1 protein-coding gene is annotated in these 1,147 nt (G+C 67.9%); it reads right to left on the bottom strand.

What is annotated here, in order from left to right; all coding sequences use genetic code 11:
* Positions 1–409: 409 nt before the first annotated feature.
* The coding region (locus ACGF5C_RS35020; RefSeq protein WP_393308743.1) for an FABP family protein at positions 410–1,147 on the bottom strand (738 nt) is incomplete at its 5' end.

The raw sequence follows: 1,147 nt of genomic DNA, 5'->3' as shown, positions 1-1,147 counted from the left end.
TCGCGGTCGCACCCGGCGGCGAGATATCGATCACTCGCCGCGTCGCCGCCTGACCCGGCGAAAACCCAGGTCGGCACCGGAATTCGGCTCTGCGAAAAATCCGTTGCAGCTCCTCGGCCGCGGCCGGTAGTTTCGTCTGTACACGGGAAAGGAGGTGGTTCGAAGAATGGATATTCAGAGGACGCGTGAGGTGGCTGCCGGTTGAGCGCCACAGCCGCGGTCCCCGTACCGCGGCCCGCTGCAGTGGATTCGGTCCCCGCGCGAGCGCTGAACTAATCCAAGGCAGTCACCCGGCCCCCGAGCCCCCGGTTTGTCCGACCGGGACCGCGAGAGATCAGATCTCCGCGGTACGGCTCGGGGGCCGTGCTCTTTCCGCCTGAGATCAGGGCCGACGTTGCCCGGGCTCGGCTCAGCCGATGTAGCGCTGGAGGCGGGCGGAGAGGCGGGGTTTCAGGGCGCCGTCGGCTTCCACACGTTCCTCGACGTAGCCGAGGTCGCCGCCCTCGACGATGCCGTAGAGGCGTTTGGCGCCGCCGACCACCGCGCCGGACTGGCTGCGGATCACGACGTCGGTGGCCAGTTCCCAGGACGACTGGGTGAGGGCCTGGCCGTAGAAGAGTTCGACGATGCCGGAACTGTGGGTCAGCAGGAGTTCGATGACCTCGTCGTCGCCGTCGATGCCGACCCGCCAGAAGCCGCTCTCGCGCAGATCGGGGCCGGAGTAGTTGCCTTCGGCGTCGATGACCCAGGAACGAGAATCCCAGGACAGATAGTCGCCACCGTCGTGGGAGACGATGATCTGCTGGCCGAAGTGGTAGTCGCCGCGCTCGGGATCGTTGCCCTCGCCCTCACCGCGCCATACGCCCACCAGCGGCAGCAGCGCGAGCATGGAGGCACTCAGATCGGGACCCAGCCGCAGATTCGCGGTGTCCTCGGGCAGCGGCAGACCCGGCAGCTGCGGAATGTTGCGGCCGCCGGTGGATTTGGCGCGCTCGGCAGCCTCGGCTACCGCCTCGTCGCCACTGCGGCGAGCCGCGTCATCGCTTTCGCGCCCCTCGGCGTGCGCCTGTGAGGCGTGACCGTTGGTCGCTGCGTTTTCGACGTTCTCGCTCGCCGAATCGGTCACGACTCGGTGAAGAGCCGGTAG

Origin of the sequence: Micromonospora sp. NPDC047620 (assembly GCF_043205005.1) — a bacterium.
Classification (GTDB): domain Bacteria; phylum Actinomycetota; class Actinomycetes; order Mycobacteriales; family Micromonosporaceae; genus Micromonospora.
This window is presented reverse-complemented; position numbering and strand designations above follow the sequence as displayed.